Origin of the sequence: Aliikangiella coralliicola, from assembly GCF_007004725.1 — a bacterium.
Taxonomy (GTDB): Bacteria; Pseudomonadota; Gammaproteobacteria; order Enterobacterales; family Kangiellaceae; genus Aliikangiella; species Aliikangiella coralliicola.
Genome location: NZ_ML660166.1, coordinates 167,796 through 182,291 on the forward strand (window position 1 = coordinate 167,796; position 14,496 = coordinate 182,291).

The 14,496-nt window shown below is 43.0% G+C and carries 10 protein-coding genes; 4 read left to right on the forward strand and 6 right to left on the reverse strand.

Features of this window, described 5'->3' with window-relative positions:
* Window positions 1-260: 260 nt before the first annotated feature.
* The 3 genes from FLL46_RS16210 to lptF all read right to left on the reverse strand — a co-directional run bounded on the left by FLL46_RS16210 (window position 261) and on the right by lptF (window position 3,190).
* Window positions 261-746, reverse strand: coding sequence for a hypothetical protein (locus FLL46_RS16210; RefSeq protein ID WP_142932382.1), 486 nt, complete (start codon window positions 744-746; stop codon window positions 261-263).
* A gap of 200 nt (window positions 747-946) precedes the next feature.
* Window positions 947-2,014: an LPS export ABC transporter permease LptG gene (gene lptG, locus FLL46_RS16215; protein ID WP_142932383.1), complete on the reverse strand. Its 1,068-nt coding sequence runs from the start codon at window positions 2,012-2,014 to the stop codon at window positions 947-949.
* Window positions 2,015-2,017: 3 nt separating this feature from the next.
* The gene (lptF, locus tag FLL46_RS16220; protein WP_142932384.1) at window positions 2,018-3,190 is read right to left on the reverse strand and encodes an LPS export ABC transporter permease LptF; all 1,173 of its coding nucleotides are present in this window, start codon (window positions 3,188-3,190) and stop codon (window positions 2,018-2,020) included.
* A gap of 362 nt (window positions 3,191-3,552) precedes the next feature.
* On the opposite strand from lptF, the gene pepA reads away from it, so the two are divergent.
* The 3 genes from pepA (at window position 3,553) to FLL46_RS16235 (ending at window position 8,495) form a co-directional block, all read left to right on the forward strand.
* Window positions 3,553-5,046, forward strand: a complete 1,494-nt coding sequence (gene pepA / locus FLL46_RS16225; RefSeq protein ID WP_142932385.1) for a leucyl aminopeptidase — start codon at window positions 3,553-3,555, stop codon at window positions 5,044-5,046.
* Between the two features lie 141 nt (window positions 5,047-5,187).
* Window positions 5,188-5,613, forward strand: coding sequence for a DNA polymerase III subunit chi (locus FLL46_RS16230; protein ID WP_142932386.1), 426 nt, complete (start codon window positions 5,188-5,190; stop codon window positions 5,611-5,613).
* Window positions 5,614-5,666: 53 nt separating this feature from the next.
* Window positions 5,667-8,495, forward strand: a complete 2,829-nt coding sequence (locus tag FLL46_RS16235; RefSeq protein ID WP_142932387.1) for a valine--tRNA ligase — start codon at window positions 5,667-5,669, stop codon at window positions 8,493-8,495.
* A 468-nt stretch (window positions 8,496-8,963) separates the two neighbouring features.
* Here the strand turns inward: FLL46_RS16235 and tfpB are convergent, their stop codons facing one another.
* The 3 genes from tfpB to prfC all read right to left on the reverse strand — a co-directional run bounded on the left by tfpB (window position 8,964) and on the right by prfC (window position 13,543).
* The gene (tfpB, locus tag FLL46_RS16240) at window positions 8,964-10,733 is read right to left on the reverse strand and encodes a type IV pilus assembly ATPase TfpB (protein WP_142932388.1); all 1,770 of its coding nucleotides are present in this window, start codon (window positions 10,731-10,733) and stop codon (window positions 8,964-8,966) included.
* Between the two features lie 137 nt (window positions 10,734-10,870).
* Entirely contained in the window at window positions 10,871-11,650 is a 780-nt protein-coding gene (locus FLL46_RS16245; protein WP_142932389.1) for a TatD family hydrolase, read from the reverse strand.
* Window positions 11,651-11,971: 321 nt separating this feature from the next.
* Window positions 11,972-13,543, reverse strand: coding sequence for a peptide chain release factor 3 (prfC, locus tag FLL46_RS16250; RefSeq protein WP_142932390.1), 1,572 nt, complete (start codon window positions 13,541-13,543; stop codon window positions 11,972-11,974).
* A 340-nt stretch (window positions 13,544-13,883) separates the two neighbouring features.
* Here prfC and FLL46_RS16255 point away from each other — a divergent pair, with 340 nt between their 5' ends.
* Window positions 13,884-14,426 (forward strand): hypothetical protein, encoded by a 543-nt coding sequence (locus FLL46_RS16255; protein WP_142932391.1) that lies wholly within the window; start codon window positions 13,884-13,886, stop codon window positions 14,424-14,426.
* Window positions 14,427-14,496 lie beyond the last annotated feature (70 nt).

The following is a 14,496-nucleotide window of genomic DNA, read 5'->3' on the forward strand; positions in this document are numbered from 1 at the left end:
CGATATTCTTTGCAAATTGGAGTTTAGAACTAATTGTTATGAGCTCGTTGCAAACTTTTTCGTGATTCTGCCGTCTTAGTACTTAGAGACGGAAATGAAAGTTTCCAGTTTTAGTTTTATCCCTAGTGATTCTCCAGTCATGGAGCCTATACCCGGCCTGATCTGCCAATCTGACCGGGTTTTTTTTGCCTTTAATTTAAGGTCTGTTGATCTTTCATTGTATTTTGACAGTGATAAAAACGGTTCTAATCTACGAACTGTTATTTTTTGGATTTGCGGAAAGCTGAAACTATGTGGTGGGTTTCCTGAGACAAAATCTCCCAGCAGCGATCAAATCGAGATTCAAGAAAGGCCGCTTCTCTCAACTGTTTAACCGTAAGAATCTTAGGTTCATCCGCCATAACTTTTTTACTTTTGGTTGACGCAATCACCAGGGCAAACTCTAACAAGCGATCTTCAGCACCATAACGTCGATCATGATTGCTGGAAGTATTAATTTCTTTAGTGTAATAGTTAGGCTCATAATCAATCATATCTTCGTTGAGTAAGGGCCGGATATACTTGAGTACCTGCTGTCTTCTTGCCACATTAATAATCGGAGCCTGACGACCGTTATTTTTAATCAAGGTTTTGACGACTTTAGTAGACTCAATTTCTTTCTCAATCCCTAAAGTTTCCAATAGCGGTTGGATATCAGAGCGCTCATCATCAATCATAAATCCAAAAAAATCTTCTAGTTTTAACATAATTCTTCCGTTAGTACCCGATGATACTTCAACACCTTAGTATTGTTACTGTTTTAGATTAACGTGTTGTTTTTTATTGTAATATTTTCGAGTATAGCAGATTTTCCAGCTAGAACACCTACTCTACCGATCAACCGTTGAATTCCGTTATCAAGGACGTTCAGTGATAAAAATTGAGATTAGAAGCATACCAACCTATCTCAACTATTTTGCTTCATCAGCCAATAGCCAAGTAACGCAAACATTAATACTGGAATAGTAGCCCCTAAAGCCGGCCATAAGTTAAACACCAGACTAATTGGTCCGAAAGATTGGTTCGCAATATGAAAACCGAATCCTAGCATCACTCCTGACACAATCCGCGCCCCCATTGATACATTTCGCATCGGGCCAAATACAAATGACGCCGCCAGGAACATCATCACGCAAATTGCCAGAGGTTGGACTAATTTACGCCACAATGCCAACTCATAGGTTTTCGTTTCGAGACCATTTTCCGAAAGATAGTCGAGGTATCGCAGTAAACCCGGGATGTTAAGCGTATCAGGCTCTAAAGTCAGCGTCTCCAGCTGCTCGTGTTGAAGCGGGTTTAGCCAAATCCTTTTCTCTTCCTGATGCGTTTGAATTTGATCTGCTAAAAACTTCAGTTCGGTGATTTGGTACAACTCCCAATGCTCACCCTGCTTTTTCGCACTGTCAGCTTTGACGATTCCCTTTAAACGGTTGTTATCTGAAAGCTGGTAAATGGTCACGTCTTTTAACTGACCATCACTCAATAAATTCCCCATCTGAATAATTTCATTGTCCCGTCTTGCCCACAACCCGGTTTTAGAAAAACTCAATTCTCCACCACTGATCGCAGCAGTTTTGAGTTGTTGAGCTGCTTTAGTTGATATGGGTGACACCCACTCTCCGATAATGATAGCCAAAACCATCAGGATCAAAGATGCTTTAACCGCCGCACCAGCTATCCGCCAGGTAGTTACGCCCGCCGCCCGCATAACAGTCAGCTCGCTATTTGCAGCCATATTGCCAAGACCAAAAAGCGAACCGATTAAAACGCTCATAGGGAAAAGTTCCAGCACTCTCGATGGCAACATTAACCCAACAAACAACAAGGCATCACTCACCTCGTAACTGCCCCGCCCGGTGCGACCAAGCTCATCAATAAAACTAAATAAACTTTGCAAGCACGCCAGAAGCAGTAAAATCATCGTACTGGCAAGGATAATCTGGCGGCCGATATAACGATCAATCAAGTTAAACATGACCTATTCCTTACCCTGATTGTTAAGCATTTCATTCGCCTTATTGTTAGATTTTTTGTTGTGCTTTTTATTACGACGAATATTTCTAAAGCTCCACACAGTAAACAATAGTGCCAGTCCGTGAATCCACCAAAAACCGAGCAATTCGGGAATTTTGCCGGTTTCAATTAATTTTCGACTATTCATTAACAACAACGCATAAACCATATACACCATGATTGCCGGGAACAATCGGGAAAACTTACCTTTACGGGGCTGAGTTCTCGCCAATGGCACTGCCATGTAACAAAGAATAAGAATTGAAATCGGCGCCGATAAACGCCAATGGATTTCTGCCCACTCATCAGGACCGGACAGCTTAAACAACTCGATGGTTGAAAGTGACTTGGTGGGGAGCTCAATTTCACCGACCGCTTCTTTCTCAGTCTGCATAAAATAGGATTCGTATTCCGTTAAACTCCAGCGGTTCTTTAGCAGATCGAGCGAATAATTAACGCCGTCTTGTAAAACAATGAAGTTTTTTTCCTTAATGTCTAACTCGTCGCTGCCGGTGTCAGCGGGATTATTCTCAATATCGCTCCCTTTCCACAACCTTCCTGAGGCAGCCACCTTTATTTCTAATTGCGTAGATTCAGGACCGATCCCAGACACCACGAAAAGATCGCGAATTTCTCCATCATCGGTTTTCGACTCAACAAACAACACACCATTTTTCGCGCTATTTTCCTGAAACCGACCAGGAGAAAACGCGCCAAACCGGGCTTCTGCTCGCTCTTCGGCCCGCAACTTTTTGGCTTCGTAGTTTGCCCAGGGATTTAGCCAGAAGGATAAAATACTTGCGGTAACCGCCAGAAATATCGCAACTGGCAGTATATTTTTCGCCAAATCCGAATCGCCGACGCCGACACTCTTGATGACAGCCATTTCGCTTTCAGAATACAGCCGCCCCAAGACCATGAGCACAGCAATAAAAAACGACAAAGGTAAAAGGAAGCCTGTGATAGCCGGAACCTGAAGACCGACCAGGGAAAATACCGCGCCAGACGAAATCGTTCCATCAACCGCCAATTGAATATACTTAATAAAACGCGAACTGATAAAAATCAGAATTAAAATGGTCAAAATGGCTACGCTGGTGCGCAGTATTTCTCGATTAATATATCGCTTGAGGATCAAGACTCTTTACTCAGAAAAGTGCTACTTTTACTTAATTATTAGCTATTATTAAGTTAAACTTCCATTTTATAAGCTTTTCCAGCAGAATCTGGTCTGGAAGCTTTCGGTTGGCGCACAATATAACATAGGCTCCGGTCGTTGGTAAGCAGCGATTAGTTTACCGAACAAACACACAACAATATCTGAAGGTTTTGTAACAGGTTATGAAGTAATAAGCCAAATAACCTTTTCATCCCAACCAGGTAGTATAACTGTTGAGTAAACCCAGATAATTCAATTGAAAGAACATAATAATAAAATCAAACATCTCAATAACAAGCAACAAAAGCGCAATTAAAACTATTTAAAACAAGGTTATTTTAATGGAATTTAATGTAAAAAGCGGTAATCCAGAAAAACAGCGCAGTGCTTGCGTAGTCATTGGTGTATTTGAATCTCGAAAGTTGTCAGCGATGGGCGAGCAACTGGATAGTGTTAGTGAAGGATATCTAAGCAACCTGCTACGCCGCGGTGATATGGAAGGAAAACTTGGGCAAATACTGCTACTACATAATGTTCCAAATACCCTCTCCGACCGTGTTTTGTTAATTGGTTGCGGTAAAGAGCGAGATTTTGGCGACAAACAATATCGCAAAGTTATTTCCAAAGCGATTACCACCCTAAATGACACAGGCTCTATGGAAGCAGTGTGTTTTCTCAGCGAGTTAAATGTCAAAGGCCGCGACACGCGCTGGAAAGTCAAACAAGCCATCGAAGCGGCTCAAGATACTTTGTATACATTTGAAGAATTCAAAAGCAAGACAGATTCAGCAAGACGCCCCTTACGCAGGTTAACGTTTAACGTAACAACTAGAAAAGAGCTGACTGTGGGTGAAAAAGCAATCGAAGAAGGTTTAGCGGTTGCCAAAGGCTCTCATAAAGCTCGCGATCTCGGTAACATGCCGCCCAATGTGGCCAATCCAACCTACCTCGCTGAACAAGCTAAAATACTAGCTGTAGATAATGATAAGGTCGATTGCCAGATATTAGACGAAGCTGAATTAGACGATATGGGTATGGGCGCTTTTGTGGCAGTTGCCAAGGGCTCTGATACACCCGCCAAATTAATCGTATTAAACTACAAAGGCGCAGATCCAGAACAAAAGCCAATTGTGTTGGTTGGTAAAGGCATCACTTTTGACAGTGGCGGTATTTCAATCAAGCCCGGCGAGCGTATGGATGAAATGAAATACGATATGGGCGGAGCCGCGGGTGTGTTCGGCACCTTTGTGGCGGTAACTGAACTTAATTTACCGGTCAATCTTATTGTCCTTATTGCGGCAGCAGAAAATATGCCGGGAGGAAAAGCTTATCGACCTGGTGATATTGTCACCTCTCTTTCCGGCCAAACCATCGAAATTTTGAATACCGACGCCGAAGGCCGCTTAGTTTTATGCGATACCCTGACCTACGCCGAAAGGTTTGATCCCGATGTCGTTATCGATGTAGCAACACTAACCGGCGCATGTGTTATTGCTCTGGGAAGCCATGCCTCTGGGCTGATGAGTAACCATAACCCGTTAGCTCACGACCTGTTAAACGCAGGCGAACACTGTGGCGATCGCGTATGGCGATTACCGCTGTGGGACGAGTATCAGGAACAATTAGAGTGCAATTTTGCGGACATGGCCAATGTGGGTGGACGAGCAGCAGGCACAATTACCGCAGGGTGTTTTCTCGCAAGATATACCAAAAAATATAATTGGGCGCATCTCGACATTGCCGGCACAGCCTGGAAATCCGGCAAAGCTAAAGGTGCAACAGGACGACCAGTTCCACTATTAACCCAATACATCATGGATCGATGTGAAGATTAGCAATAAAATGGGTACTTAATGAGAAACTCTCATATCATCGAAGCGATTGTCGGCAGGCTTTGTATTAAAAACGAAACATCCTGCTAAGAACGAGATTATCCATTAATAACGAGACTCTGTTAAAAACCATATAGGCGAATCATGACTCAGGTCGAATTTTATTCGGTTAATTCTGAAGAACATCAAACACCTTATAAACACTTATGTGAGGTCATTAAACGTGCCTACCGAAAAGGGCAAAAAGTGTTTGTACATGCGAATAATCGCAATCAAGCAGAGAAGATTGACGAGCTTTTATGGACGCAGGATAAAAAAAGTTTTTTACCTCATCAATTAGCTAACGAAGATCCAGATACAATTCCGCCAATTGAAATTGGTTTTGGACAAGAACCATCGGTTCAGCCAGATGTGCTAATTAACCTGGCCGAGCAGGTTCCCTTATTTTTTAGTCAATTTCATTGGGTGTTTGAATACGCCTATGGCGATGAAGAAAGCAAAGAAAAAGCCAGGCAACGATTTCGATTTTATCGCGAGCGCGGCTACCCGTTAAATCACCGAAAAATCTAGTGAAATAAAACCTATTCCGTTAAACCTGAACCATTAATTGAGTTTTTAATACCATGGACAAATCCTACACTCCCCAGAATATTGAACAAAAGTGGTATGACACCTGGGAAAATAAAGAATACTTTAAAGCATCTGGTCAGGGCGACCCTTACTGTATATTAATTCCGCCACCCAATGTCACCGGTAGCTTACATATGGGACACGCGTTTCAGCATACCATTATGGATGCACTTACCCGCTATCATCGAATGAAAGGCGACGATACACTTTGGCAGTGTGGTACCGACCATGCAGGCATTGCAACCCAAATGGTTGTAGAAAGATTGTTAAATGCCGAAGGAAAAAAGCGTACCGACTTTAGTCGAGAAGAATTTATTGAAAAAGTCTGGCAGTGGAAAGAAACCTCAGGCGGAACTATTTCGCAACAAATGCGCCGCTTAGGTGACTCACCCGACTGGGCCAGAGAAGCATTTACTATGGATGACGATCTATCCAATGCGGTACAGGAAGTTTTTATCAAACTTCACCAGGAAGGTATTATTTATCGTGGAAAACGATTAGTGAATTGGGACCCCAAATTTCAATCGGCTATTTCTGATTTAGAAGTTGAAAATCATGATGAAAAAGGCTCACTATGGCACTTCCGTTATCCACTCGCCGACGGTGTAAAAACAGCCGACGGAAAAGATCATCTTATCGTAGCGACAACAAGACCTGAAACCATGTTAGGTGACACGGCAGTTGCGGTACATCCAGAAGATGAGAGATATAAAAATCTAATTGGTCAGTTCGTTATTCTTCCGCTGGTTAATCGAAAAATTCCGGTAGTTGCCGACGATTACGTCGACCGAGAGTTTGGAACGGGCTGCGTTAAAATTACACCGGCACACGACTTTAATGACTACGAAGTTGGAAAAAGGCACAACTTACCATTAGTTAACATCATGTCGCCTCAAGCCAAAATTCTGGCGCAAGCAGAAGTTTTTGAGTTTGGCGGAAAGCCGATTGAAAACTACGATAATCAATTACCACAAAAGTATGCGGGGCTTGATCGGTTTGACGCACGTAAGCTTATTATTGAAGAATTTGATTCCTTAGGTTTATTAGAAAAAATCGACGATCATGCTTTGAAAGTACCGCGTGGTGATCGCAGTGGCGACGTTATTGAACCTTTGTTAACTGACCAGTGGTATGTCGCGGTTGAATCTCTGGCTAAACCGGCCATCGACGCTGTTAAGCAAGGTGAAATTAAATTTATTCCGGAAAACTGGGATAAAACCTATTACCACTGGATGGAAAATATTCAAGACTGGTGTATCAGTCGCCAACTTTGGTGGGGACATCGAATTCCAGCCTGGTATGACGATCAAGGGAATGTTTATGTCGGCAGAAGTGAGTCAGAAGTGCGACAGGAAAATAATCTGGACCAGTCAGTCTCTCTTAAACAAGACAACGACGTTCTCGATACCTGGTTCTCTTCAGCGCTATGGCCATTTGCCACAATGGGCTGGCCGGAAGAAACACCCGAACTCGAAAAATTTGTACCATCGAGTGTATTAGTCACTGGTTTTGACATTATCTTTTTCTGGGTTGCCAGAATGATAATGATGACGATGAAATTTACCGGTAAAGTTCCCTTCAAAGAAATTTATATTACTGGTTTGATCAAAGACGAACACGGCAACAAAATGTCTAAGTCGAAGGGAAATGTGCTCGATCCTATTGATTTGATTGACGGTATCGATCTGAATTCGTTAGTTGCAAAACGAACCAGTGGCATGATGAACCCAAAAATTGCCGAGCAAATCGAAAAACGTACTCGCAAGCAATTTGCCGACGGGATCGAAGCCTATGGTACCGATGCACTTCGCACCACTTTCTGCGCATTAGCTTCAACCAGTCGTGACATTAACTTTGACCTGGGTCGAGTAGAAGGCTACCGAAATTACTGTAATAAATTATGGAATGCGGCTCGTTACGTCTTGATGAATACCGAAGGTGAAGATTGCGGTAAAGACAACACCGACTTTGAACTCAGTATTGCTGATCGATGGATCATCAGTAAATTACAAGATGCAATTGTCACTTTTGAAAAGCAAATAAAAGAGTATCGTTTTGACCTTGCGACTCAAACACTTTATGAATTCAGTCGAAGCGATTATTGTGACTGGTATCTTGAGTTATCAAAGCCGATTCTTTACAACGATAACTACAGTGCAGAGCAAAAACGCGGAACTCGCCACACATTGATTAACGTGCTTGAAACTACCATGCGTTTACTTCACCCAATGATGCCTTTTATTACAGAGGAAATCTGGCAGCGACTTAAGCCGATGGTGAACGCTTCGTCAGATTCGATTATGGTCGCTTCTTTCCCCGAGTTCAATGAGTCGCTACGCGATCAAAAAGCGATTGATGATCTCGAATGGTTACAAAAACTGATTGTTGGTGTTCGTAATATTCGCGGTGAGCTTAACGTTTCGCCGGCGAAACCGGTGAATGTTTTGCTTAAAAATGCAAACGAAAATGATCGCCGTTGTTTACAGGAATACAGAGGCTTTCTTTCTGCATTGGCCAAGCTGGAATCAATTGACGAGGTCAGCGAGCAAGCACCACCATCAGCAACTGCATTAGCAGGCGAAATGGAAGTGCTGGTACCATTGGCTGGCTTGATTGACGTAGCCGCTGAAGTTGGTCGCTTGAATAAGGAAATTGAGAAACTTGAAAAGGAAAACAAAAGGCTTTCTGGAAAACTTGGCAATGCTAATTTTGTTGAGCGAGCGCCAGCGGAAGTTGTTGCAAAAGAGAAAGAAAAATTGGCTCAGGCGGAAATCTCACTAGCCAAATTAAAAGATCAGAAAAATCAGCTGGAAAGTTTGTAATTAAATTTCCCCCCCTTCTGCCGACAGTCGTCTATCATTGCAAAGCTGTCGCAAACTTCTTCCCCTCTCCTAGAAGGAGAGGGCCAGGGAGAGGTTGATAGGTTTCAGCGCATAACCAAGCTGATTCAAAATTTGTAAGTTGAATTTCCCTCTCCCCAACCCTCTCCCTTAGTGAGAGGGAGCCAAAACCTGATTAGTTTCAGCGCATAACCAAGCTGAGTCAAACTTTGTAAGTTGAATTTCCCTCTCCCCAACCCTCTCCCTGAGTGAGAGGGAGCCAAAACCTGATTGGTTTCAGCACATAACCTGGCTGAGTGAAACTTTGCGAGTTGAATGCCCGTCGCTGTCTGATGACATTAAGGCATAAAATAGAATTGGAAAATTTAGAGTTTGACTTTCTCAAAACAGGCGCAGTCAGCGCGCCTGTTTTTAATTGCGGGATAATTATTGAAGCTCGCGAAAAAGCAACTAGAGTTCTTCCATCGCCGGCGATGCCACTCGCATAACTTCAGCGATGGTTGTTTTGCCCTCAGCTACTTTGCGCGCCCCACTCACACGTAACAAACTCATTCCATTTTCTAAAGCTTGTTTACGTAATGGCGCCACTTCACATTCTTGAGTCACTAAAGTTCTAATATTACTATCAACTTCCAGAAGCTCATAAATACCAACTCGCCCGGTGTACCCGGAATGTCGACATTCGTCACACCCGTTGGGTAAAAACATCAACTTGGGTAACGGCAAATCGAAACCAACAGTTAATTCTTCCCAGGCGGTCTTATCAGGTTCAATTGCTTGCTTACAATGTGGGCAAAGGGTTCTCACTAATCGTTGTGCCATCACCCCTAACAATGTTGCATTAATCAGGTAAGGCGGTACACCGATATCCTGTAATCGAGTAATCGCCGAAGAGGCATCATTGGTATGTAATGTAGAGATAACCAGGTGACCGGTTAATGACGCCTGAATGGCCATCTCAGCCGTTTCTTTATCTCGTATTTCCCCAATCATAATAATGTCAGGGTCTTGTCGTAACAATGCGCGTACACCGCTGGCAAAATCAACATCGATATCGTGATGAACCTGCATTTGATTAAACGCCGGCTCAACCATTTCAATGGGATCTTCAATGGTACAAACATTCACTTCCGGCGACGCGATTAATTTTAGCGTCGTGTAAAGCGTTGTCGTTTTTCCAGAACCCGTTGGACCGGTTAACAACACAATTCCAGTTGGTTGTTTTGCCATTTGTAACCAATGTTTTTCGGTATTGTTATCAAGACCAAGCTCATTGAAATCTCGAAGCAAAACAGTGGGGTCAAAAATACGCGCCACCAGTTTTTCACCAAAAGCAGTTGGTAGCGTCGATAAACGCAATTCAATTTCGAGACCATTGGGCGTTTTAGTTTTTATTCGCCCATCTAATGGTTTACGTCTTTCTGCTACGTCCATTCTTCCCAAAATTTTAAACCGGGCAGTAACAGCCGCAGAAATATTCGCGGGCATTTCATAAACTTTATGTAAGACGCCGTCAATTCTAAGCCGAATATTCGCCGTTTCTCTGCGCGGCTCAATATGAATATCACTCGCTCTTTCGGAAAAAGCATACTGTAATAACCAGTCAACAATTTGTACAACATGTTGATCGTTGGCATCAATATCGCCAACTTTACCAACCTCGAGTAATTGCTCCAGATTTGATATTTTGGTGTTTTGTAAAGACTCACCTGACGCTCCTTTCATGGAGCGACTTAAATTATAGAATTCGTTTTGCAGTCTGGCGATGGTTTCCGGGTTGGCAAACACTCGTTTGATCGGCTTGCGTAAAATATGAGTGAGTCCTGCCTCCCAGCTACTTTCAAGGGGGTCAATAACGGCAATAGTCACCTCTTTATCGGATACTTCGCAGGCCAGAATATTGTGACGGATAGCAAACGCCTTAGACATCACCGAAGTCACTGCATCCACATTAATTTTTAGCGGGTCAAGCCTGACATAAGGCATTTTATTTTGCGCGGCAAACCATTCGGTTAAAAACTCGGCCGTTAAAACTTTATTCCGATTGGCATTCGACTTCAATTTCAGCGACGCAACCTGGTTAACAGGATGTCCCGAGTGTTTTTTCGCGCGTAGCTTAGCCAAGGCCTTTTTGGCTTGTTCTGTATTTAGAACTCCCTTTTTCTCTAAAAGGCTGAGAAAACTGACCAGATCTGTTTTACGAGAGATTGTTGTTTGCATGAGTTAAGTTAGTTTTAGGTGAACAATATAAGTCTAATGCATTGATTTTAAATAGCAAACAGAATGGTTCACAGGAATCTTTAAAAACCACTATTTAAAGTTAGAAAAGTTGACCTGGATGTTGACAGGCTGCACTACTAATCAAGATTGAGCACGGTATGCACGTTTTGTGTCGTTTGTTTGGCGATAACTGCCGCAGGCTCCTCGCGCATGGATATCAATGAGCGAAAATTATCAAACAGATGCAACGGTGTGTTGTACGCCTGTTTACAAGTAACGGGCTTCATATCAGGCGCGTCAGTTTCCAGAACGATTGATTCGAGCGGCAGATTTTTCGCTAACTTATGCAGTTTCGCTGCTCTAGGAAAAGTCATTGCACCGCCGAAACCCAACTTAAATCCGAGTTCGACATATCGCTCAGCCTGATTTTCACTGCCATTAAAAGCATGCACAATTCCGCCCAAAGCGAAATGACTTTTCTTAAGAATTTGTAACACCTGATCGTGCGCTTTTCGAACGTGAAGAACAATCGGCAAACGCGCGTCCTTGGCGATATCAACCTGAGCCGTGAAGTATCTCAATTGCAAATCACGATTGACGCCAGCTTTGTAGTAGTCAAGGCCGATTTCCCCAATGGCGGCAATTGGCCCAACTGACAATGCCATTTCTAAATCATGAAGGTGAGTTTCTTCGTGCTGGTCGATAAACATGGGGTGTAAACCAAGCGCAGTGTGGCAAATTTCGACGCGAGCAGTGATTTGGCGTATCCTCAGCCAACCTTCTCGGGTAACGCCTGGAATAAGAATGCCACCGATACCGGTTTCTTCACACTTTTCAACAAGTGTGCTGACCTTCCCCTTAAATTGAGGCATATCTAGATGGCAGTGAGAATCAAAAAGCTTGACCTGATTTGGCATGAACTTCCAACAAAATATCTCATAGGTTTATAATTTTTTTAGGGTACCAACTTTATACTCACCCCTAAAATTAAGCAACTCGTATATTAGTTTTGTATGCAATCTAAATGTAACTATCAATTAATTTTAGTTAATTCTGACAATTAAGTGAATAATATTAAATATTTAACCATAGACAATTACAATAGACCGGTAATTCAATATTTTCTAATTTCCTTAGTCTTAGTCAGACCGGTAACCAATCAATAAATGGCTAGATGTAAAGCCACCCAAAAAACAATAATGTTATGAGAAAACCAGATCTTGATGGATGTGGTCTTCTTAGTGCTCCCTCGTCTGGTTAAAGCGAATATCCGGCCAACGCTCTTCAGTTAAATTGAGATTTACCCGTGTTGGGGCCAAATAAGTAAGATTATCGCCGCCGTCAAGTGCCAGGTTAACGCCCGCTTTATTCTTAAACTCTTCCAACATTTTTTCATCATCACATTCAACCCAGCGGGCCGTATTAACTGATACAGATTCAAAAATACAATTGACCTTATATTCGTCCTTTAACCGATGAGCAACCACATCAAACTGAAGGATACCCACCGCCCCTAAAATTAATTCATTGGAGTTAAAAGGTCGGAACACCTGCGTTGCCCCCTCTTCTGACAACTGGATCAGCCCTTTGAGTAATGCCTTATTCTTTAACGGATCTTTTAAACGCACACTACGGAATAACTCAGGCGCAAAATTAGGAATTCCGGAAAATTTAAAAACTTCACCAGAAGTAAAGGTATCGCCAATTTGAATTGTGCCATGGTTGTGTAAACCAATAATGTCACCGGCATACGCATTTTCCAGGTTAGAACGGTCACCGGCGAGAAATGTTACCGCGTTCGCTACCTGAACATCTCTGTTAAGGCGCACATGCTTCATTTTCATTCCTTTCTGATAGTTACCCGAGCAAATGCGCATAAACGCGATTCTATCGCGATGTTGTGGGTCCATGTTGGCCTGGATCTTAAAAATAAAGCCGCTAAATTTATCTTCCGATGATTTGACTTCACGCACATCAGTCATTCGACTCAAGGGAGCTGGCGCCCATTCAACAAAGTGATTCAACATTTGAGTGACGCCAAAATTACCGAGTGCAGTACCGTAAAACACCGGTGTTAATTCACCTTTCAAAAAGGCTTCCAGTTCAAACTCATGACTTGCACCGAGCACTAACTCTAATTCATCTCGAAGGTCCTGAGCTAAAGATCCAATCCGTTCATCGAGTTCAGGATTGTCTAACCCATCGAGAATATCCTCATCCTGAATAATATGGCCCTGCCCGGTTTTATAAAAATAAACTTTATCTTCAAGAATATGATAAACGCCCTTAAATTGTTTCCCCATACCAATCGGCCAGGTGACCGGGGCACATTTGATATTCAGCACCTCTTCCACTTCATCCATGAGTTCAATCGGATCTTTAATATCTCGATCGAGCTTATTCATGAAGGTGACAATTGGGGTGTCTCTTAGCCGACAAACTTCCATCAATTTAATGGTTCTTTCTTCGACACCTTTACTGCTGTCGATAACCATTAACGCAGAGTCAACCGCCGTCAGGGTGCGATAGGTGTCTTCGGAGAAGTCTTCATGGCCAGGTGTATCGAGTAAATTAACCACACGGCCATTGTAAGGAAATTGCATCACCGAAGTGGTCACAGAAATTCCCCGTTGCTTTTCCATTTCCATCCAGTCAGAAGTGGCGTGTTTACCTGACTTTTTACCTTTTACCGTACCGGCTTCTTGAATTTTTTGGCCGAGCAAAAGTAACTTTTCGGTAATCGTCGTTTTACCGGCATCCGGGTGAGAAATAATGGCAAAGGTGCGTCTTAATTCAGATTCTGCGCTCACTGGTAATTCCTGTCGCTGGGTTCAATCATATCGATTGTTACTTGCCGATTCACACCACTCAATAGCCTGGCCAGGTACCGATATGTGAACCGTCAATCTAAAACAAAGGCGCGATTATCCTAGATTAGCGGTTATTTTGCCAGTGTCAAAACAATTCAGCGCTGAACCAGCCAATTTTTCGCATATAAAACAACAGGTTGCCTCAACTGGGAAAAAGTGGGGTGTTTTAGATTGACCCAATTTGCCCGCAAAACCAGTTTGGAAGAAAACGGAACAAACCTATAGTCGGCTTTCTGAAATTTGATTTTCAATTTTTTAATCCGCCAACTAAAAGGACACAATGATGAAAAAACGACTTATCTCAATTGCACTGGGTACGGCTTTACTTTCAACCGCAGCGCAAGCGGTTCCCTGGTGCCATCGTGGCACGATTTTACAAATAGCCGATGTCACCTGGAACCAAAGTCAAATTTTGGCAAATTTTACCGGCACGGTTCCTGGTGGCGTTTATGATCCAGAGCGCTATGTCACTTTTACTGCGACACATAATTATGCGAATACATTTGCCGGTGGCGGTGGCGGTTTCGGTGGTTACAGCGTACCAGGCTCAGGACAGGTCAGGGTCAAACCTTACGCGCCTTACACCTACACCAATATGGTTGGCCCTGGATATTACTTTACTAGCCAGGGAGTCAAATTTAAGCTAGAAAAATGTTACACCATTCCACCGATGGTCAGCGTCCTGGATTTTGAAAAATTGGCAGATCCTGAAGGTCCGGAAATTGGCGTTAAGCCTTTCGAGGGGTTAGAGAATATGGAAAGATATCGAGTCAAAGCCACAGACGACTCAAATAGCGGCAATGGTGGAGAAACCAGAAAATAATTCATCGAAAAGCTAGGGCGGTTGCAGCCAACCATTTTGTTGAGCGCAACCGCTTTTTAAACACTCAGCA

Excerpts from the sequence above, each read along its gene's own strand:
- pepA (WP_142932385.1), top strand. The coding sequence starts at position 3,553 with ATGGAATTTAATGTAAAAAGCGGTAATCCAGAAAAACAGCGCAGTGCT.
- FLL46_RS16245 (WP_142932389.1), bottom strand. The coding sequence starts at position 11,650 with ATGCCAAATCAGGTCAAGCTTTTTGATTCTCACTGCCATCTAGATATG.
- lptG (WP_142932383.1), bottom strand. The coding sequence starts at position 2,014 with ATGTTTAACTTGATTGATCGTTATATCGGCCGCCAGATTATCCTTGCC.
- FLL46_RS16230 (WP_142932386.1), top strand. The coding sequence starts at position 5,188 with ATGACTCAGGTCGAATTTTATTCGGTTAATTCTGAAGAACATCAAACA.
- FLL46_RS16255 (WP_142932391.1), top strand. The coding sequence starts at position 13,884 with ATGATGAAAAAACGACTTATCTCAATTGCACTGGGTACGGCTTTACTT.
- FLL46_RS16235 (WP_142932387.1), top strand. The coding sequence starts at position 5,667 with ATGGACAAATCCTACACTCCCCAGAATATTGAACAAAAGTGGTATGAC.
- tfpB (WP_142932388.1), bottom strand. The coding sequence starts at position 10,733 with ATGCAAACAACAATCTCTCGTAAAACAGATCTGGTCAGTTTTCTCAGC.
- FLL46_RS16210 (WP_142932382.1), bottom strand. The coding sequence starts at position 746 with ATGTTAAAACTAGAAGATTTTTTTGGATTTATGATTGATGATGAGCGC.